17 protein-coding genes and 1 other RNA gene are annotated in these 18,287 nt (G+C 71.8%); 5 read left to right on the forward strand and 13 right to left on the reverse strand.

What is annotated here, in order from left to right:
* Positions 1–16: 16 nt before the first annotated feature.
* Positions 17–745 (forward strand): cache domain-containing protein, encoded by a 729-nt coding sequence (locus AMY39116_RS0321585; protein ID WP_020419713.1) that lies wholly within the window; start codon positions 17–19, stop codon positions 743–745.
* On the opposite strand, the gene AMY39116_RS0321590 is transcribed toward AMY39116_RS0321585, so the two are convergent.
* Genes AMY39116_RS0321590 through AMY39116_RS0321600 form a run of 3 tightly spaced genes read right to left on the reverse strand, consistent with a single transcriptional unit; the run spans position 732 to position 3,273 of the window.
* Positions 732–1,502, reverse strand: a complete 771-nt coding sequence (locus AMY39116_RS0321590; protein WP_020419714.1) for a helical backbone metal receptor — start codon at positions 1,500–1,502, stop codon at positions 732–734. The genes AMY39116_RS0321585 and AMY39116_RS0321590 overlap by 14 nt on opposite strands.
* Entirely contained in the window at positions 1,499–1,873 is a 375-nt protein-coding gene (locus tag AMY39116_RS0321595) for a DUF4326 domain-containing protein (RefSeq protein WP_020419715.1), read from the reverse strand. Before AMY39116_RS0321595 ends, AMY39116_RS0321590 begins: the two co-directional genes overlap by 4 nt.
* A complete protein-coding gene (locus AMY39116_RS0321600) occupies positions 1,870–3,273 on the reverse strand; it encodes an RNB domain-containing ribonuclease (RefSeq protein ID WP_020419716.1) in 1,404 nt (467 codons plus the stop codon). Before AMY39116_RS0321600 ends, AMY39116_RS0321595 begins: the two co-directional genes overlap by 4 nt.
* Positions 3,274–3,398: 125 nt before the next feature.
* Between AMY39116_RS0321600 and AMY39116_RS0321605 the strand changes: the two genes are divergently transcribed.
* Together AMY39116_RS0321605 and AMY39116_RS0321610 are read left to right on the forward strand one after the other, a co-directional pair.
* Positions 3,399–4,361: an ATP-binding protein gene (locus tag AMY39116_RS0321605; RefSeq protein ID WP_020419717.1), complete on the forward strand. Its 963-nt coding sequence runs from the start codon at positions 3,399–3,401 to the stop codon at positions 4,359–4,361.
* Between the two features lie 21 nt (positions 4,362–4,382).
* A complete protein-coding gene (locus tag AMY39116_RS0321610; RefSeq protein ID WP_017987030.1) occupies positions 4,383–4,775 on the forward strand; it encodes an SCO5389 family protein in 393 nt (130 codons plus the stop codon).
* A 51-nt stretch (positions 4,776–4,826) separates the two neighbouring features.
* Here the strand turns inward: AMY39116_RS0321610 and AMY39116_RS0321615 are convergent, their stop codons facing one another.
* The 10 genes from AMY39116_RS0321615 to rnpB all read right to left on the reverse strand — a co-directional run bounded on the left by AMY39116_RS0321615 (position 4,827) and on the right by rnpB (position 15,731).
* A complete protein-coding gene (locus AMY39116_RS0321615) occupies positions 4,827–5,024 on the reverse strand; it encodes a hypothetical protein (protein WP_017987029.1) in 198 nt (65 codons plus the stop codon).
* A gap of 50 nt (positions 5,025–5,074) precedes the next feature.
* Positions 5,075–6,169, reverse strand: coding sequence for a hypothetical protein (locus AMY39116_RS0321620; RefSeq protein ID WP_020419718.1), 1,095 nt, complete (start codon positions 6,167–6,169; stop codon positions 5,075–5,077).
* 13 nt (positions 6,170–6,182) lie between these two features.
* The gene (locus AMY39116_RS0321625) at positions 6,183–7,181 is read right to left on the reverse strand and encodes a C40 family peptidase (RefSeq protein WP_020419719.1); all 999 of its coding nucleotides are present in this window, start codon (positions 7,179–7,181) and stop codon (positions 6,183–6,185) included.
* A 3-nt stretch (positions 7,182–7,184) separates the two neighbouring features.
* Positions 7,185–7,781, reverse strand: coding sequence for a hypothetical protein (locus AMY39116_RS0321630; RefSeq protein ID WP_020419720.1), 597 nt, complete (start codon positions 7,779–7,781; stop codon positions 7,185–7,187).
* A 5-nt stretch (positions 7,782–7,786) separates the two neighbouring features.
* The gene (locus AMY39116_RS0321635) at positions 7,787–9,847 is read right to left on the reverse strand and encodes a hypothetical protein (protein ID WP_020419721.1); all 2,061 of its coding nucleotides are present in this window, start codon (positions 9,845–9,847) and stop codon (positions 7,787–7,789) included.
* Positions 9,844–12,759 carry an ATP-binding protein gene (locus AMY39116_RS0321640; RefSeq protein WP_020419722.1) on the reverse strand — a complete coding sequence of 972 codons (2,916 nt, stop codon included), beginning with the start codon at positions 12,757–12,759 and terminating at the stop codon, positions 9,844–9,846. Before AMY39116_RS0321640 ends, AMY39116_RS0321635 begins: the two co-directional genes overlap by 4 nt.
* Before the next feature lie 10 nt (positions 12,760–12,769).
* Positions 12,770–13,225 carry a hypothetical protein gene (locus tag AMY39116_RS0321645; protein WP_020419723.1) on the reverse strand — a complete coding sequence of 152 codons (456 nt, stop codon included), beginning with the start codon at positions 13,223–13,225 and terminating at the stop codon, positions 12,770–12,772.
* 18 nt (positions 13,226–13,243) lie between these two features.
* Complete coding sequence (locus AMY39116_RS0321650) at positions 13,244–13,510, reverse strand: hypothetical protein (protein WP_017987022.1); 267 nt, start codon at positions 13,508–13,510, stop codon at positions 13,244–13,246.
* 922 nt (positions 13,511–14,432) lie between these two features.
* Complete coding sequence (locus AMY39116_RS0321655; RefSeq protein WP_020419725.1) at positions 14,433–15,305, reverse strand: hypothetical protein; 873 nt, start codon at positions 15,303–15,305, stop codon at positions 14,433–14,435.
* Between the two features lie 41 nt (positions 15,306–15,346).
* An RNA gene (gene rnpB, locus AMY39116_RS44760) (RNase P RNA component class A) lies at positions 15,347–15,731 on the reverse strand.
* Positions 15,732–15,862: 131 nt separating this feature from the next.
* Here rnpB and sfnG point away from each other — a divergent pair.
* Both sfnG and AMY39116_RS0321665 read left to right on the forward strand, forming a co-directional pair.
* Complete coding sequence (gene sfnG, locus AMY39116_RS0321660) at positions 15,863–16,984, forward strand: dimethylsulfone monooxygenase SfnG (RefSeq protein WP_020419726.1); 1,122 nt, start codon at positions 15,863–15,865, stop codon at positions 16,982–16,984.
* Positions 16,981–18,156, forward strand: coding sequence for an acyl-CoA dehydrogenase family protein (locus AMY39116_RS0321665; protein WP_020419727.1), 1,176 nt, complete (start codon positions 16,981–16,983; stop codon positions 18,154–18,156). Before sfnG ends, AMY39116_RS0321665 begins: the two co-directional genes overlap by 4 nt.
* Positions 18,157–18,287 lie beyond the last annotated feature (131 nt).

Genomic DNA, 18,287 nt, shown 5'->3' on the forward strand with positions numbered 1-18,287 from the left:
CACCAGGGGCGGCAACGTGAACGACACGCTGGCCGGCGAGGACATCGCCGAAGAGGTGTCCGGCATCGTCGAGGGCGTCTTCGGGCGGCTCGCGCCCGCGGTCGCCGCGGCCACCGCGGTCCTCGGCAGACCGGGCCCGGTCCGCGCCGCCGACCTGGACGCGCTGCGCCCGGACGTGCTCGCGGCGCTCGGCGAACGGGTGGTGGGCGCCGGTTTCATCGCCGCCCCGGACGCGCTCGCCGACCAGCGCTTCGGCTTCGAATGGTGGACCTGCACGCCGGGCGGGCCGCCCGCGCAGCTGTTCATCAGCCTCGACCCGGCCAGTGACCACTTCCTGGACTACACGCGGCAGTCGTGGTTCACCGTGCCGCGCGATTCCGGCCGCCGCCACATCACCGGGCCGTACGTCGACTACCTGTGCACCGACGAGTACACGCTGACCTTCACCGTCCCGGTGCTGCGCGACGGCGCGTTCGCCGGGGTCGTCGGCGCGGACGTGTTCGTGCACGAGTTCGAGCGGCTGCTGCTGCCGAAGCTGCGGCGCGTCGACGGACGAGCGGCGGTGATCAACGCGCAGGGCCGCGTGATCGCCGCCAACACCGCCCGTCAGGCGACCGGTTCGCTGGTGCGGGATCCGGACATCGCGTCCTGGTGGAACGGCGGCGCGCAGCCGGTGCACGACGCGGACACGGTGCTGCTGCGCTGCGGGGACGCGCCGATCGCGCTGCTGGTCACCAGGCGCTGAACGCCGCCGACAGCTCGCGGTGGGCGTCCACGAGGGACGGTCCGTACCAGGTCAGGTAGCGGCCGGAGACCAGCACGTACGGCACGTCCGGGAACGCCTCGGGGCCGTCGATGTCGGTGAACAGGTACGGCTCGTCGGGCAGCACCAGCAGGTCGGCGCCGTCGGCGAACCGCGCCCGCAGCTCGTCGATCTTCGGGCGCGGGTACCGGTCTTCGTGGTCGGCGTAGACGTTGGCGACCCCGAGGCGGTGCAGCAGGTCGCCGCCGAACGTGTCCCGGCCGAGCACGATCCACGGCTTGCGCCACACCGGAATCACGGCACGCACGCGCTCGGGAGCCGCCTCCCGCCACAGCTCCTCGGCGGTCACCAGCCAGTCCGGTTCGGACACCTCGAACGCCTGGGTCAGCAGGCGGCGCAGCGACGCCAGCGCGTGCGGAACGGTCGCCGGCGCCTCCATCACCCACACCGGAATGCCGTTGGCGCGCAGGCGTTCCACGTCCTCCGGCCGGTTTTCCTCGGAGTTGGCGAGCACCAGGTCCGGACGCAGCGCGAGGACGTCGTCGACCTTCGGGTACTTCGAGCCGCCCACCCGCGACACCTGGAGGCTGTCCGGGTGGGTGCAGTAGTCGGTGGCGCCGGCGATGCGGCCCGGCACGGTCGCCTCGACCGCTTCCGTCAGCGCCGGGACCAGCGAGACCACGCGCTGGGGCGCGCCACGCAGCGGCACGTCCTCGCCGAGGTCGTCGAACAGCGTCATCGGTCTCCTTCGAGGTGTTCCAGCAGTACGTCGCCGTGGCAGGGTTCCGGCGCGCACCAGCAGCCCAGCGCCCGGCCGGACAGCTCGCCGAGCCGGTCCAGCAGGTCCGGCCGGCCGTCCAGGTACTCGCGGTAGTGCCGCACCATGGCGGCGCGGTCGGTCTTGCCCTCCTTGACGAACGGGTTCGCGAAGTCGGACTCCGGCCAGGAGTGCCGGTTGCCCCGGTGCCCGATGTAGGTGATCAGGTCGTTCTCCACGAGCCACGGCACGAGGTGCTTGTGCGGCCCCGATTTCCGCACGTTGACGACCACCGCGTGGCCGTCGCGCACGCGCTGCGCCAGCTCGCGTTCCTCGTCGGTCCAGTCGCTCATGCCCGCTCGAACGACACCTTCCGCTTGTCGACGTCCACCGCGGTCAGCCGGACGCTGATGCGGCGGCCCTCCGGCAAATTCTCCCCCGCGCACCGCGCCATCACCGGCGGATCGGCCAGCAGGATCTCCGCGCGGTTCTCCTCCGCCCGCAGGACGACCGCCTCGAAGGTCTCGCCGACGCGGTCGGCCAGCATCCACGCCTCGACCTGGTCCAGACAGGCCTTCTCGACCCGCGCGGCGAGCAGGTCCGACGCGTTCATCAGGCCGGGCAGCTCGGTCAGCGCGGCGCGGGCCCACGCGGGAACCGGCTCGCCGGCGTTGACGGCCAGGCAGACCTCGGTGGCGAAGCGGTCGGCCAGTCGCCGGATGGGCGCGGTGACGTGCGCGTACGGGGCGCCGATGCCGGCGTGCGTGACGACCTCGGGCAGTTCGCCGTCGAAGGTGGTGTAGCCGGCGCCGCGCAGCAGGCGGGTGGTGTCGGTGTAGAAGGCCATCGACTCCGGCTGGGCGGGGTCGAGCCCGGCGAGCAGCTCGGCCACGCTCGCCCCGGCCGGCCAGTCGATGCCCAGCGCGCGGGCCGCGCCGCGCAGCCACTGGAGCGTCTCGGCGTCCGGCTCGGGCAGGGTGCGCAGCAGGCCGATCTTCGCGTCGATCATCATCCGCGCCGCGGCCATTCCGGTGAGCAGGGAGATCTCGGCGTTCCAGGCCTCGAGTCTCGTGCGCGGCCGCATGCCGAGCACCCAGTCGCCGCCGTTCGCGCCGATGATCCGGTCCGGCAGCTGCGGTTCGACCGCGCCGCGGCGCACCGCCAGTTCACGGCGGAGCGTGCCCAGCTCGGGCAGGGCGGCGATCGACGGGTGCGGCGCGGCCGGGTCCTCGGTCGCGTAGTCGAGTTGGTCGGTGGAGCGGACGAGCGCGCGGCGCACGGTGGCGTGCGTGAGTTCGCCGTCGCGGTCGAGGTCGAGGGTCCACAGCACGGCGGGCCGGACCTCGCGCGGCAGCAGGCTCGCCGCGCCCTCGGACAGCACCGGCGGGTGCAGCGGCACGGTGCCGTCGGGCAGGTAGAGGGTCTGGCCGCGGCGGCGGGCCTCCCGGTCGATCGGGCCGCCCGGCGCGACGAACGCGGCGAGGTCGGCGATCGCATAGTGCACGAGGAAGCCGCCGGACCGCCGCTCGATGAGGACGGCCTGGTCGAGGTCCTTCGCGCCCGGCGGATCGAGCGTGACCAGGGGCAGGTCGGTGGCGTCGGCGCGGTCGGCGGCCAGTCCGGACGGATCCATCACGACGCCCTCGGCCTCGGCCAGTACGGCCGGGTCGAAGTCCTCCGGCAGCTCGAACTCGGCGCGCAGCCGGGCGAAGCCGCCGTCCGCCGAGTTCGTGCTGGTCACGACGTGGGGCACACCTAGACCCTAACCCGGTATGGCCGTTCCGGTCGCCCGTTCGGGGTTGAGCCGGACGGGTGTATCTTGCCCGCACACCGTCGAAAAGCGATATCGTTTTCATCTATATGAAGGGTGCGCACACTGTGAAAGTCGCCTTTGTCGGCAAGGGCGGAAGCGGGAAGACGACGCTGACCTCGCTGTTCGCCGCTTATCTCTCCGGTTCCGGCCACCCCGTACTGGCCATCGACGCCGACATCAACCAGCACCTCGCCGTCGCGCTGGGCGCGTCCGCGGAGGAGGCGGCCGCGCTGCCGACGCTCGGCGAGCACCTCCCCCTGATCAAGGACTGGCTGCGCGGCGACAACCCGCGGATCACCAGCGCCGAGGCGATGATCAAGACGACGCCGCCGGGGCGCGGGTCGCGGCTGGTGCGGCCGTTCGAGGACAACCCGGTCTTCACGGCGTGCTTCCGCGACGTCGCCGGGGTGCGGCTGGGCGTGACCGGGCAGTTCACCGAGGACGAGCTCGGGGTGGCCTGCTACCACTCGAAGGTCGGCGCGGCGGAGCTGCTGCTGAACCACCTGGTCGACGACGCGGGCGAGTACGTCGTGATGGACATGACCGCGGGCGCCGACGCGTTCGCCTCCGGCCTGTTCACCCGCTTCGACGTGACGTTCCTGGTGTGCGAGCCGACGCTGCGCAGCGTCGGCGTGTACCGGCAGTACGCCGAGTACGCGCGTGACTTCGGCGTGCGGCTCGCGGTGGTCGGGAACAAGGTCACCGACGACGAGGACGTCGAGTTCCTGCGCGACCAGCTGGGTTCGGACCTGCTGTGCTGGCTGTCCGGGTCGTCGCACGTGCGCGCCGCCGAACGCGGCCGGGCGCGGCCGATCACCGCGCTGGAGCCGCACAACCTGGACGCCCTCGCCACCATCCAGTCCACTGTGGATGGCACGCCGCGGGACTGGGCGAAGTTCCACCGCCAGGCCGTCGAGTTCCACCTGCGCAACGCCCGGTCGTGGGGCAACGAGCGCGCGGGACAGGACCTGGCCGAGCAGGTGGACCCCGAGTTCGTGCCCGGCCCGCCAGCGCTGGCCGGGGCGTAGGAAGAAATCGAAAGGAGCACGATGTCCCTCGATGTACCCGCCGACCTGCTCGCCCGCGCCGAATCCGGTGAGGTGAGCGACGCCGAGTTCGTCGCCTGCGTGCGCGACTCGCTGCCCTACGCGTGGCAGGTGATCAGCGAAGTGGCCGCGGACCTCGAGGGCGGCGCCGCCGACTTCGCCGACCACGCGACCCCGCCGCCGAGCGAGAAGGAGCGGGGCCAGCTGCTGCGGGCGCTGGCTTCGGACGCGATCCGCGGCGGGCTGGAGCGGCACTTCGGCATGAAGCTGGCGTTCCAGAACTGCCACCGCGTCGCGGCCTTCCGCCCGGCCGCCGTGGACAGCGACGCGTACCGGGAGTTCATCTCGCCGGCCGGCCAGCTGCGCAACCAGAGCCCCGCACTGCGCGACTGCTGAGGCTTTTTCGAGAAGGGCCCCGGACCGGTCGCGGTCCGGGGCCCTGTCACGTCAGCGCCACTTGGCGTCTTCCTCGTCGGCCTTCTTGGTGCGCTCACGGGCGATCTCGAGCGCGCGCTTGGCCGTGGCCTCGTCGGGGTAGGGGCCGAGGAGGTCGATGGACCGCGACCGCTCGAGGTGCTCGACCTCGCCGGTGCGGGTGTTGTAGTACCAGCCCTGGTCCGGGTTCGGGTCCTTGCTCTTCGCCATAGAGCGAGCTTCGCACCCGGCGGCGGGCGGCGCCAGCGGCACCGCGCCGGTCAGGGGCGGTAGCGGTACGGCAGCTCCGTCGGCTGGCCGGTCGGGCCGAACTCGTGCTCCGGGTTGTCCGGCTCGAACCAGTCGCGGTTCACCTGCGGCGTGCCGCGCGGCGGCGTCGGCTCCGGGTCGGTGGGCCGGGTGAGCGGGATGCCGGCCGCCGGGGTCGGCTGGGGTTGCGGGGGCAGCGGCTCGGTGAACCGGGGCGGCTCCTCCGGGGGCTCCATCGTGCGCCAGGCCTGCGGGTTCGTCACCCGCTGCGGCTGCTCGGGCGGCGTGCCCGGCATCGCGGCTCCAGCCGGGGCAGCGGCCGGACCGGTCTCGGGCGCGGCGGGGCCGGGCTGGCCCGGCATCGCAGCTCCAGCCGGAGCGGCCGGGCCGGTTCCAGGCGACGTGCCCTGACCCGGCATCGCGACTCCAGCCGGCGCGGCGGGCGAACCGGCATCGGGCGCGGCCGGGCCCGTTCCGGGTGGTGTGCGTGGCGCGGCGAGCTTCTTCGGCGGCTCCGGCAGCGGCGGCACCTCCGGCGACGGCGTGGTCGGCGTGGTCCGCCACACCGGCGCGGGCGGGATGATCATCGGGGCGGCGCGGGGGACGTCCGCGTCCGGGGCGGGCGCCGCCGCCTCCCGGCGGGCCTGTCCGCGCGGCGGGATCGGGTCGAGGCAGGGCACCAGGACGGTCGTGTTCTCCGGCTCCTCGACCTTCCGCCCGCTGCGCTCGCGGTAGACCATGTCGCCGTCGGCGTCGATCTCGACCAGGTAGCCGACCTCGGCGAGCTGCTCCTCGTCCAGGTCGACGAGCTTCTCGTAGCGCGACGGCACGGTGCGGTAGACCGGCCACGACAGCGACCGGTGCGTCTGGTGGAACTGCGACAGCAACCCGGCCATCTGCTGCTGCCACGGCAGCGACATCGACTCCGCCAGCGAACGCGGCAGCACGACGTAACCCTCGTCCACACCCGGCAACCCCTGCGACAGGTAGTCGGCCAGGGGCGTGCTCGACGCGGGCGGGCCCGGCCGCGGCGGGGGCGGCGGGGCGCCGAACAGGTCGTTGAGTTGCGCCGGCTTCTTGTTGCGCTTACCGAACTTCTTCGCCACGGGGCACCACCTTCTACACGCCGGGCCGGACTGCCTGCGGCACAAGCTCGTCTTCGTTCCAGGAGACCTTCCGGGTGTGCACCGGCACGCCGGTCTGCTGAGCCTCCACGATCTTCCCGTCGCCAAGGTACATCGCGACGTGGTGGATGGTCGCCGGGTTCGACGGGTCGTACGCCCAGAAGAGCAGGTCACCGGGCTGGGCGTCACGCACCGGAAGCATCGCGCCGTTCTTGTACTGGTCCCGCGACACCCGGCTGAGCGTGATGCCCGCCGCCTCGTAGGCCCGCAGCATCAGGCCGGAGCAGTCGTAGGAGTTCGGCCCGGTCGCGCCCCACACGTACGGCTTGCCCTGCTCCCCCAGCGCGAACTGGATCGCGGCGGCCGCGGCGTTGTTGGGCGGCAGCACCAGGCCCGCGCTCTGACCGCAGCCGACCATGTCCGCGACCTGGCCCAGGTTCTCCACCAGGTGGGCCGCCATCTGCTCCCACTTGTGGTAGCGCTCGGGGAACGCCGACCGCTCCACGTCCTGCGCCGACGCGCCGGGACGCTGCTTGTCCCAGTCCGGCACGGTGAGCAGGACGTTGTAGAACTTGTTGATCTGGTACGGGATGTCCTGCAGCTGCGATGGCGTGCCCCAGCCCATCGACGGGCGCATCTGGAAGATGCCCAGCGAGTCGCGGTCGCCGTAGCTCAGGTTCCGCATGCCGGACTCGGTCATGCCGGCCTGGATCGCGATCTGCCACGCGCGCGGGGAAAGGCCGCGCTGCTTGCCGATCTCGATGATCTGGCTGATGATGTAGCGCTGCTCGTCGTTGAGCTTCGCGGCCTGCGCGGCGCCGTGGTCGGTGCCCGGCACGCTCGGGCCGATCGCCGCGTCGCAGCTGACGTTGGTGTAGGCGGCCTGCATCTGGGCCCGCTGCTGGTCGCTGACGACCTTCGTCACGACACCGACGGTCGCGACCCCGGCGAAGAGAACGGCGACGAGAACGCCGACGAGGACACCCAGCCGCATGGGTCAGCTCGCCTGGTCGTAGCCGGTGACGAGCCAGCCGGACGGGGTCTTCGCGACGGTGATCGACAGCTGCGGGCCGTCGGTCGGCACGAGCACCTCGACGGAACTGGTGTAGGACTTCGTGACGGTGGGTTCGCCGGTGACCCTGGTGGCCGGGATGTTCGCCGGGTCCACAGTGGACATCTCCGGCAGGTACTCCTCCGTCGTGAGTGGACGGAGTCCCTCCAGCCATTGCGCGTTGGTCATGCCTGCCGGGTGGGTGGCCCACGCGGTGGCCCACTGCTTCGCGGTCTGCAGGGCCGCCGGGTCCGGCGCGGCGGAGGTCGGCTGCAGCAGCGGCGCGGTGAGCCGGGTCGACATCGGGGCGGGCGAGGAGCCCGCGCTGGTCGGGCTGCTGCTGGCGCCGGGGTCCTGGATGCGGACCGGCGTCGGCCCGGAGCGGTTCGGGTTGCCAAGGAGCTGCGGCACGACGATGCCGATGGCCACGATCAGCGCGATCACCGCGACGGCGGTGCCGACGAGGTGGGCGGGCGAGCGCAGCGGGAAACCCCAGATGCGGCGGTAGACGGCGGCGCGGCCGCGGTTGGTCCGGATCGGCATCTACATCACCGCACGATCCGGTCGGTGTCACGGGAGTCGTCGCGCACCTCGAGCCCGCGCGAAGGCCGGTACAGCACGTGCACCGGCTTGCCGCCGACGAGTTCCTGCCCGGCGCGGCGCGGTTCCGGCCGCTGGGCGGGGGTGGCGCTCATGCCCGGCCGCGAGATGCGCGACGGGACGACGACGGGGTCGGGTTCGTCCCAGCCGCGGTCGTAGACGGGCGAGGTGTCGACGCGGCGGCTGGGCCGCTGCGCGACGGGCGGCATCCAGCCGTCCGCGCGGCGCGTGGTGCCGGGCGGGGCGGAGTAGACGAACGCGTCCGGGTCCGCGCCTTCCGGGGCGTAGCCGGCATACGCGGGCTGGTGGCCGCCGCCGGCGGGCAGGCCCGGTCTGGTGTGCCCGGGCAACGCCGGCCCACCGCCGGGCCAGGGCGCGCCGGACCAGGCGGCGGCGGGGCGGGCGGCCATGGCGCCGGCGCCGTCGAGACGCTGGGCCGTGGCGAAGACGGTCGCCTCGGGACGCCCACGGCCCGCCGACCCGGTCGGGCTGGCGACCTCGCTCTCCTCGCCCTCGCGGACGCTCTCCCAGAACTCGTCCTGCGGCGTCGGCCCCTGCTTCTTCCGGAAGCGGCTGAACAGGCCGCCACTCGGGGCCGGAATGGAGGACCCGACCATGCCGACGGACATCTCGACCATCTGCCAGAGGCGGCGAACCGGCCTGCCGACGAGGAACAGCAGGATCGTGACGAGACCCGCCAGGATCATCTGCGTCAGGATGGACAACCGGGCGGCCGGCGAGAAGATGGCCTGCAGCAGCAACGCGTGCACACCGGCCAGGACCGACAGCACCAGGAGGTTGAAGCCGACGCCACCGAGCACCCGGGCGACGCGGCGCAGGAGGTCGTGGTGCAGCATCGCGATCAGGCCGATCAGCGGTGCGGTCAGCACGAACAGCCGGATGATCACCTGGGCCAGGAGCACTGAAGCCTTCGCCAGCAGTTGGAACAACGCGTAGGCGAGGCTCTGCCCCAGCGCGAGGAAGCCGGAGCCGGTGCGGCTGCCGCCTTCCCCGGTGAAGTACGGGGTGGCGGGGCCGAGCTGGGTCGCGATGTTCTTGTAGGCGGCCTTCTTCGCGTCGACCACGCTCTGGTTCGCGTCGTCACCGTTGTTGAGCTGGTTCCAGGTGAACGCCTGGGCATCGAGCAGCGGCCGGCCGAACTGCTGCGCCTGCGGGGAGTCCGGCGACCCGAACTCGCCCCGCAGCCAGTTGTTGTAGACGACCTGCGTGTGCAACTCCGTCGGCAGGATCTCCCACGGGTACTGCCCGGAGGAGTCGTCGATGAATCCCGCCTGGATGTTGGTCGTCGTGTCGACGATCGCCTTGTCGAGTGGATCGAGGTAACGCAACATCGCCAGCGAGGAGGCGGCGAGCCAGACCGCGGCCAGCGCGTACAGGCCCCGCTTGCTCAGCGCCGCCAGGTCACCCCGCCAGATGTTCCGGAACATCATGATCGCGAGCAGGAGCGCGACGAGCCCGAACAGCTGCGCGTAGATGTTGTTGTAGACCTTCTCCGCCCCGGCCTTCACGGCACCGTAGATCGGGTCGAGCAACCCACCCTGCAGGATCGTGTAGTGGAGCGAGTTCGTGGCGCCGACCAGGTTCTTGCCGACGTTGAACGCCTGGTTCCCGGCCCACGTGTCGATGGTCGTGTTCGGGCTCGTGATCCCTGACAACGGTCCGCAGTCCGTCTGGTAGACGTGCCAGACCATCCCGGCGTAGCTGTAGTCGAGGTAGGCGCTGCCCGCGAGGCCGTGGCTACGGGACTGGTCCAGCGCGCCGACGAGGCCCGAGCCCGGTCGCTCCGGGATCGGTGCGTCGCCACATGCCGCTGCTGAGGCGGATGGTGCCATCACCGTCGTCTGGAAGCCCATCAGCAGTGCGACCGCCACGACGGCCGCCCAGCGGGACGGTCTCTTTCGCCGGCTGCCGCGGTTCTTCAAGCCCCTCCGCAGCGCGTGCCAGCCACCGGCCAGCGCTAGCACGCTCAGGATCGTCACGAGCGTCATGCGGCGTCCCAGCCGCCGCGCTTGCCCGCACCGGCTCGTTCGCCCTCGGCGGAGCCACCGGAGCCCGCCGAACCGCCGGAACTCCCGGAGCCCGGCACGTCCTCGGCCAGGATCTGCTCCTCCGTCAGCCCCAGATCGCGCTCGGCGGCCAGCTCCAGGTCCGGCTCGAGCTCGTCGTCCGGTGGCGGGGCCGCCACGTGCTGGCGCGGCGGCTCCGCGTCCCGGGCGTGCGTGTCCGCGGGCAAGGCGTCCTTCGAGCCCGGCGTCGTGTCCAGCGACGCACGCAGGTGGGCCAGGTGCGGCCCGGAGAAGTCCACCCGGATCCGCTCCACGCCACCGGCGCCGTCGCCGAAGATGAACTGCCTCGGCTCGCGGTCGCGCTCCAGGCCGCGCTGCGCGCCGGGCCGCCTGCCCAGCGACGCGACCACCTGCTCGTACCCGACCCCGACCGGCACCTTCAACAACCGCAGCGCGTCGGCCTGCGCCTCGTCGTCGTCCAGGCGCCCGACGAACACCGAGTCGAGCAGCGCGACGAAACCCTGGATCTTCAGGAAGTCCGCCGGGATCTGCGAGGACAACAGCACCCGGACGTTCCACTTCCGCGAGTCACGCGCGAACCGGTTCATCAGCACGCGACCGGTCGGCACCTCGGACAGGAAGAACGCCTCGTCGATCCACACGCCCTTGCGCAGGTCCTTCGGCTTCTCGTACACCGACCGCTGCGTCAGCCACGCCGCCAGGTTCAGCATCTCGACACCGAGCGCCTCGGCGTCGGTCCAGTGCTCGCGGCCGACGCCGTCCTTGGGCAGCGTCAGCCCGGCCATCGTCAGGACCGTCAGCCGGTCGTCCCGCGTCTCCGAGTACGGGTCAGCGTCGTTCTCGGGGATCAGCAGCGACATGCGCTCGCGCATCTCGTCCAGGAAGTCCGCCACCACGACCGCGTGCTCGTGGTGCTCGCTGGAGTCCCGGCGCAGCGCGTCGATCACCTGGCCGGGGTCGGCGTCGTACCGGCCGCCGACGGCCCGCACCGCCCGCAGCAGCACGATCCGGCTCTGCGGCATCCGCGCGACCTCGTACGGCAGCACACCGGTGAGCACGTCCAGCACGAGCCGCCGCCGGGTCGCGCCGGCCAGCGCCCGCTCGCGCCGCCACGCCCGCTCCGGGTCCTCCTCGTCCATGAAGTGCTCGAGCAGCGGCTCGGCCACCACCCGGTACGGGTTCAGGATGCCGGGTTGTGCATTCAGCAAGTTGATGGGCCGCGCGTACGGCCGGATCTCCGGCAGGTCGCACAACCGGGACAGCGGGCCGGACGGGTCCAGCAGCGTCCAGTGCGCCCCGGCCCGCAGCGTCTTGTAGACGATGCCGCCGCCGAGGAACGACTTGCCGCCACCGAGACCGGCGACCATCGCGGTCAGACCGGAGCCGTCCCGGATCTCCTGCGCCATCCACGGGTCCCAGGCGACCGGGCGCCGGGTGGCGGTGACCGTCTCGCCGAGCAGGATGCCCCGCCGGTCGCCGACCTCGGCCGTCGCCGTCGGCACCGCCGCCGCGGCCCACACCACCGAACCGCGGCGCATGTACGCCGACGAGGACAGCGGCTCGCCCGGGATGAACTCCCGCGCCAGCGCGTACTGCGCCTCCGGGTGCTCGATCGCGATCTTCGGCTTGTACAGGTCGAGCAGCTGCTGGGCCAGCCGCAGCGCCTCGCGCTCGCTGTCACCGGACACCGCCAGCCGCCACCACGACCGCACGCGCGTGGCCAGCGCGGTGAAGCCCGACGTCATCTCGTCGTCGATCTCCAGCACGCGGGTCGCCTGCCGCGCCAGCGACTGCGGCGGCTCCAGCTCGTGCTCGTCGGTGTAGTGCTTGACCTGCGAGCGCACCTTGTTCATCTGGCGCTGCAGCTCGCCGGCCACCTCCTCGGGGCGGCGCACGTAGATGCGGGCCGACCACTCCACCGAGGCGGGCAGCCGGTCCGCGTGCTGCACCCACGGGTCGTCGACCTCGGGAATCTGCAGGCCGTGCATCTGGCCGACGGTCAGCACCGCGAGGTGCCGTTGCACCCCGGCGTTCGACCCGGTGCGGCCGCGCACGGTGAGCGTCGGCGCGTACGGCTCGGCGTGGAAGTCCGCCGCGTCGGTGAAGCTGGCCAGGTCCTCCGGCTCCCACGCCGCGCCGGGCACGGCGGGCAGGTGCCGTGGCGCGGGCAGGCCGAGCGAGCACGAGCGGTGCATCAGCCAGGACATCTCCTCGGCGTGCACCGGGCGGCCCTCCAGGCCGGACGATCCGATCACCTGGTCCAGGTGCTCGACCTCGGAGTCCAGCGCGGCCAGCTCGGCGTCGACGGCCTCGGGCAGGATGCGGCGCAGCAGCGGGGCGGCGCGCTCGACCGCGCGGTCGACGACCCGCCTGGTCTGCACCTGCACCCCGATGTAGACCTCTTTTTCGGCCATCGACCGGCCGAGGAGCTGCTGCTGCTCGCCGATCAGGTAGTCGTCGAACGACAGCGCGCCGGGCACGTCCGGCGGGCGGCGGATGGCGTTGTGGACGTGCGCCTCGGCCCACATCCGGATCGGGTACGGGCGGGTGGTGACGCGCAGGTGCAGCCAGCGGCCCTGCAGCTCGGCGTACTGGCCGGCGATCGCGGCGATCAGGTCGCGCCGCTGCGAGTCCGACCGGAACGACCACCGCTGCGGCGCCAGCCGGTACCAGGCGTAGACCTCGTTCTCGGTGCGCACCAGGTGCCCGTCGATGGTTCGCAGGGAGATCGACGGGGTATAGCTGGGAATCGCCTGCTCACCGGGGAGCCGGCGGCCCTGCTTGCCGGGGGCGCGACCCGGCTGCGGCGGCCACTGCGCAGCCCCGCTCGGGTCGGACTTCCCGGCCTTCCGGCGTCCGCCGCTTCCGAACAACCCCTACCTCCTACCGTGGCGCCGAAGTGCGCGCGCCACGCGGTCGTGCTGGCTGGTGGTGAGGATGCGACCCCGCCGGAGCGAGGTGCCGTTTGTGCTTGGGCAGCGGCCGCTGGTTCCGCACGCGGATCTTCGTGGCCGTGACCGCACCGCCCTCTCCGGAGGTCTTCTCGCGGGGCGTCTGCAGCTCGCGCAGCCACATCGTCATGACGGCTCCGAGCGGACGCTCGTGACTGATCTTGGCGGTGATCATCCGGGTGATCAAGATCGTGATGACGAACGCCCACGCGGTGGAGAAGAAGCCGAACCCGAAGCCGAGCTGCCGCTCCACCGCCAGTACGACGAGGAACACCGGGATGCCGACGCCCCAGGCCACGTAGCGGGCCCGCCAAGGGAACGTCGCCTTCGGCGGGCCGAGCCATACCGCGTCGACCCGGTAGACCTCGTCATCGGTTCGAATCCGCACGCGCGCTACCCCGCGCCGTCAGCTGGTGAACAAGCCGGCGATCCACTCGCCGACGTTGACGCCGAGCCCGCTCACGGCGAGGCCGACGATCGCGAGCGCGATCACCACACCGGCCAGGCGGCGCATGACTCCGGCGTTGTCGCCTTTGCCGCCACCGAGCCAGAGCAGCAGCAGCGCGACGGCGAGCAGGACCAGGGGGATGATGTTGTCGAGGAGCCACTGCTGGACTCCACGGGTCCTGATCTCGCCCTGCGCCAGCTGCTGCACAAGTGTCATCATGGTCATCGCGTACTCCCAGGTGCGAGGAGTGTGGGTGTCGGGTGGGTCGGCGCGGGGCAGGCCCACGAGGTCGGAAAGTCCGGTCCGGTCTGTCTAGCCCATCATGGCGTCACAAGCTGTGACGGTCAAAGCGCTCTCTGTCGAACGGCAGTCCATCCACACCAGGCACAGTACGGCCACTTCTCCTGAACTCGTCGCCCTCCATCATCGTGGCAAGACCGCTCAGGGTTAACCCCCTGCACCCGGATTTCCTAGTGTGGGTAGGGACTCACCCACAGGCGCAGTCACGCTTCACTCTGGGTGCGCGGTATCGCTCCTCGATGGCGCGGACAACAGTGTGGCATGCCCCGATCGGCCGCATGGCACGTACCCGGGCGTGACGACTTCTCCGGGCGAGTCGATCATCCGATCCGGCGATCGCGCTCACGCAGCGCCCAGGTGGACCCGTTTTGCCCTCACGATCCGTGATCGGTACGCACTTTCGGGTGGACTCAGGTGTAAGCGCTCACCGCCGGGGCGCCGCGGTGGGACGCGGTGGTCCGGAGGGCGCGGTGAACAGCGGGTGATCGGGATCTGAACCGCGGTGGCGGACAGTTGGGGAGCGCTTTCCGGCGGCGTGGTGGTGACGCAGGGCGAGCGCGAACGCTTGCTTCCTCACGGAAGGTGAGATTTCAGGGCGGCGGATCGTCGGCGAGCGGTGGCTCGAACCAGGGTCAGGCGCTGTCGCCATCCGGGCGGCGCTGGGGCAACGCCCTGCTGCGGCAGGGCATTGCCCCAGGGCGAACCCGGGGCCGACTCCAGGGTTCGAGGGGGCCGGCCACTGTGCGCACCCCGGGACGGTGTCGTGCGGGCGTAGCGCCGGCTCCCGGAGTCACGTGGACGCGCGTTGGGCAGGCCTCAGCGCGGGCCGCCGCGGCCGAGACCGGGCTCAGGCCCGCGCCGTCGCGAAGATTCCGTCCGGGAAGGCTCCGTGGGCGACGGCGTGCCGTGCGAGTTCGCGGGCCAGCTCGTGCAACCGGGCGGCCTTCTCGGCGCCCAGGTGGCGCCACGGGGCCGTCGCGGAGGCGTTCGTCTGCTCTTCGAGGCTCTGCCGCAGCACGGCGCCCTCCGAGGTGAGCCGGCCGTCGGCGTCCAGCAGGCCCTGCTCGCGCAGCTCCTCGACGCCCGCGGCCCACTGCTCGTCGGACCAGCCGCGCGTCGCCTTCGCCACCGGCTCCAGGAAGCCCTTCCCCGTCGCCGTGTAGGTGATCAGCGCGGCCAGCCCGCTCAGCCCGTGCCCGACCAGCGCCGCGATGTGCCCGTCGCCGCGGTACTCCCGCAGCAGCGTCGCCGCGTGCCAGAGGACCAGGTGCGGCGACGACGGCCACTCCAGCTCCGCGTGCCCGGCATACAACGGGCGCCCCTCCGGGCTCAACACCGACGCCGCCGAACGCGCCAGCTCCGCCGCCTCCGCGAGCCGCGGCGAGGTGATCAGCTCCTCGCCCAGCACGCGGCGCAACCCGCCGTCGGCCGCGGCCAGCCGCGCCGCCAGGATCTCCGCCGGCGCGGCGAGCGTCCACGCCCGCGGGATGTGCCTGGCGACCAGCTCCGGGTTGAAGTTGTAGAAGGTGGCCGCGACGACGCCCGGGCCGACCGGGCCCATCGGCGCGGCCCGGCTCGCGAAGTAGCACATCCGGCCCGGCCGCAGCCCGGCCGCGGTCAGCGCCTGCTCCGCCTCTGGCGCGAAGTAGACGAACGAGTGCAGCGGTTCGAGCACCCGGTGGCACCGGAACGCGACGTCGCGGGCTTCTGCGTGATCCACGAGCCCGACCGTAGGCCACCGGCGGGCCCGCGGGAAAGGGGCGGACGAGTTGGCCTGTAAGCCGGATCCTGTTCCGCGGCCGGAACCGCGGCGGCGGCCATCCATCTAGGCCTGCCGTTGCCGGCAGGCTCGAGCGGCCTACCCGCAGGCATCGGACGGGCCGCCCTCGATCGCCTGCGCAGGCGCCTCGCGGCGCCCTCTTGGCCTTGCTCCGGGTGGGGTTTACCTAGCCACCCCGGTCACCCGGGGTGCTGGTGGTCTCTTACACCACCGTTTCACCCTTACCCCGGCGGTGAAGCCGGGGCGGTCTGTTTTCTGTGGCACTGTCCCGCGGGTCGCCCCGGGTTGCGGTTAGCAACCACCCTGCCCTGCGGAGTCCGGACTTTCCTCGAGGGAGTGACCCCTCGCGACCGCCCGGCCAACTCGTCCGCCCACTCAGGGTAACCGTTCCCACGCCGTGGACGTCGGTTGCCCCTCCCCCTGCCCGCCGCTTTACTCGGAATCAGATCGCGCGGCCGTCGACGCACAATTCCCGAAACCATTTCCGTGGAGCCTTCATGCCCGCACCACTCAAATTCGCCTATTGGGTGCCCAACGTCAGTGGCGGACTGGTCACCAGCCGCATCGAACAACGCACCGACTGGGGTTACGACTACAACCGCGAACTCGCCGTGCTCGCCGAGAACAACGGATTCGAGTACGCGCTGACCCAGGTCCGCTACACCGCCAGCTACGGCGCCGCCTACCAGCACGAGTCCACCGGGTTCAGCCTGGCGCTGCTGCTCGCGACCCAGCGGCTCAAGGTCATCGCGGCCGTCCACCCCGGACTGTGGCACCCCGGCGTGCTGGCGAAGTTCGTGGCCAGCGCGGACGTGCTGTCCGGCGGCCGGGCCGCGGTCAACGTGGTCAGCGGCTGGTTCAAGGACGAGTTCACCGGCCTCGGCGAGCCGTGGCTGGAGCACGACGAACGCTACCGGCGGTCCGAGGAGTTCATCCGCGTCCTCAAGGAACTGTGGACGAACGACGCGGCCGAGTTCCGCGGCGACTTCTACCGCATCCACGACTTCGACATCAAACCCAAACCGCTGTCCACACCGGACCGCCCGCACCCGGAGGTGTTCCAGGGCGGCAACTCGACCGCGGCCCGCAAGCTGGCCGGCCGCGTGTCCGACTGGTACTTCAGCAACGGCAAGGACTTCGACGGCTTCAGCGAGCAGGTCGCGGAGGTCCGCGGGTACGCCGCGGAGCACGACCACCACGTCCGCTTCGGGCTCAACGGGTTCGTGATCGCCAGGGACACCGAGGCCGAGGCGCGGGACGTGCTGCGGGAGATCGTGGACAAGGCGGACGTCCAGGCCGTCGAGGGCTTCCGGTCCGCGGTCCAGCAGGCCGGGCGGTCGACATCGGACAAGAAGGGCATGTGGGCGGACTCCGAGTTCGCCGACCTGGTCCAGTACAACGACGGGTTCCGCACCGGGCTCATCGGCACGCCGGAGCAGATCGCGCGCCGGGCGGTGGAGTACAAGCGGCGCGGGGCGGACCTGCTGCTGCTCGGTTTCCTGCACTACCACGAGGACGTCGAGTACTTCGGCCGCGAAGTGCTGCCCATCATCCGCGAGCTCGAAAAGGAACTCGACGCCACCGCCGCCACCCCCGAACCCGTAGGGAGCTTCTCGTGACCGACTGGATCGCCCGCGCCCGTGAGGTCGCCGCCCAGCTGGCGGTCGACGCCGTCGAGCGCGACCGGGCCAACGAGACGCCCTACGCCGAGGTCCGGCTGCTCAAGGACAACGGCCTGGTCACCCTGCTCGGGCCCGCAGAGCACGGCGGCGGCGGGCAGACCTGGGAGACCGCCTACCGCGTGATCCGGGAGATCGCCAAGGCGGACGGCTCGATCGGCCAGCTGCTCGGCTACCACTACCTGTGGGCGTGGGCGGCGCGCCTGGTCGGCACCGACGCGCAGATCGCCGCGGTCGAGGAGCTGTACACGAAGAACAACTTCTTCTTCGGCGGCGCGGTCAACCCGCGCGACTCGGACCTGAAGATCGCCCAGGACGGCGACGAGCTCGTCTACCACGGGCACAAGTCGTTCTCCACCGGCAGCAAGGTGTCGGACCTGACCGTGCTGGAGGGCGTCCTGGAAGGGACCGACGAGCACGTCTTCGCGATCGTGCCGTCGAAACAGCCGGGAATCGTGTTCCACGACGACTGGGACAACATCGGGCAGCGGCTCACCGAATCGGGCAGCGTGACCATTTCCGACGTGCGCGTGCCCTGGTCGGATGCCGCCGGATACGTGGACCGGAAATTCCAGCCGCTCGTCTACAACACGCTGAACGTGCCGACGATCCAGCTGGTGTTCACCAATTTCTACCTCGGCATCGCGCAGGGGGCGCTGGAGTCGGCGCTGGCCTACACGCGGGAGCGGACCCGCGCCTGGCCCTACGGCGGGGACGACAAGGCCTCGGCCACCGAGGAGTGGTACGTGCTGGAGGGCTACGGCGACCTGCAGGCCAAGCTGTGGGCGGCGGAAGCACTGGTGGACCGGGCCGGGGCGGCGATCTCGCCGCTCCTGCACGCGCCGCGGGAGGAGCTGACGCCCGAGGCGCGCGGCGAGGTGGCGGTGCTGATCGCCGCGGCCAAGCAGCGGATCGTCGACACCGGGCTGGAGATCGGCACGAAGATCTTCGAGCTGACCGGCGCGCGGGCGAGCGCCACGAAGTACGGGCTGGACCGGTTCTGGCGGAACCTGCGCACGCACTCGCTGCACGACCCGCTGCCGTACAAGCGGCGGGAGGTCGGCGACTACACGCTGAACGGCCGGCTCCCCGAGCCGACCTGGTACACGTAGCCACCTGTTGCCGGAAGGCCACCCCCGCAGCGCTCGGGCGCGGGGGTGGCCTTCACCCGTGAGCGGGGGTAGCTAGCGTTGGGGCGTGGTCGCGGCGGTCGGGAGTCTCGGGGCGCTGGCCGCCGTTCTCG

This window comes from Amycolatopsis sp. ATCC 39116, assembly GCF_000231075.2.
In the GTDB taxonomy this organism is placed as follows: domain Bacteria; phylum Actinomycetota; class Actinomycetes; order Mycobacteriales; family Pseudonocardiaceae; genus Amycolatopsis_E; species Amycolatopsis_E tucumanensis.

Coding starts and splice junctions, on each gene's coding strand:
- AMY39116_RS0321635 (WP_020419721.1), bottom strand. CDS start 9,847: ATGACGCTCGTGACGATCCTGAGCGTGCTAGCGCTGGCCGGTGGCTGG.
- AMY39116_RS0321630 (WP_020419720.1), bottom strand. CDS start 7,781: ATGCCGATCCGGACCAACCGCGGCCGCGCCGCCGTCTACCGCCGCATC.
- AMY39116_RS0321650 (WP_017987022.1), bottom strand. CDS start 13,510: ATGACCATGATGACACTTGTGCAGCAGCTGGCGCAGGGCGAGATCAGG.
- AMY39116_RS0321615 (WP_017987029.1), bottom strand. CDS start 5,024: ATGGCGAAGAGCAAGGACCCGAACCCGGACCAGGGCTGGTACTACAAC.
- sfnG (WP_020419726.1), top strand. CDS start 15,863: ATGCCCGCACCACTCAAATTCGCCTATTGGGTGCCCAACGTCAGTGGC.
- AMY39116_RS0321590 (WP_020419714.1), bottom strand. CDS start 1,502: ATGACGCTGTTCGACGACCTCGGCGAGGACGTGCCGCTGCGTGGCGCG.
- AMY39116_RS0321595 (WP_020419715.1), bottom strand. CDS start 1,873: ATGAGCGACTGGACCGACGAGGAACGCGAGCTGGCGCAGCGCGTGCGC.
- AMY39116_RS0321625 (WP_020419719.1), bottom strand. CDS start 7,181: ATGCGGCTGGGTGTCCTCGTCGGCGTTCTCGTCGCCGTTCTCTTCGCC.
- AMY39116_RS0321610 (WP_017987030.1), top strand. CDS start 4,383: ATGTCCCTCGATGTACCCGCCGACCTGCTCGCCCGCGCCGAATCCGGT.